Source organism: Neisseria sp. P0021.S007 (genome assembly GCF_051956855.1).
In genome coordinates this window covers 1-436 of the sequence record NZ_JBQCXA010001778.1, presented here as the reverse complement: position 1 = coordinate 436, position 436 = coordinate 1, and the positions used below count along the sequence as shown (strand labels likewise).

Below are 436 nucleotides of genomic sequence, written 5' to 3'. Positions count from 1 at the left end.
AAAAATGGCGCAGCCTGCCTGAGCATCATGACGATCATCATGGTGAAGAGCATCACGGCTTGGGCAAAAACGACAATCCGCACGAAAGCCCGCTTGTCGTTACCCTGCCGCTGATTCTGCTTGCCATTCCGTCCGTCATCATCGGCTACATCGCCATCGAACCGATGCTCTACGGCGATTTCTTCAAAGACGTGATTTTCGTCAATGCCGACGCGCATCCGACCATGCACATCATGAAAGAAGAGTTCCACGGCGCATTGGCAATGGTGTCGCACAGCCTGCATTCGCCCGTCCTCTATCTCGCTATCGCAGGCGTATTGAGCGCATGGCTTTTGTACGTCAAATTGCCGCACCTGCCCGCCAAAATCGCGCAGGCGTTCCGTCCGATTTACGTTTTGTTTGAAAACAAATACTACCTTGATGCCCTATATTTCAA

General features: G+C 52.1%; 1 pseudogene. It reads left to right on the top strand.

The features are described 5' to 3' along the window. Positions 1–436, top strand: a pseudogene (locus tag ACTHUR_RS21415) (NADH-quinone oxidoreductase subunit L); the annotation flags it as partial.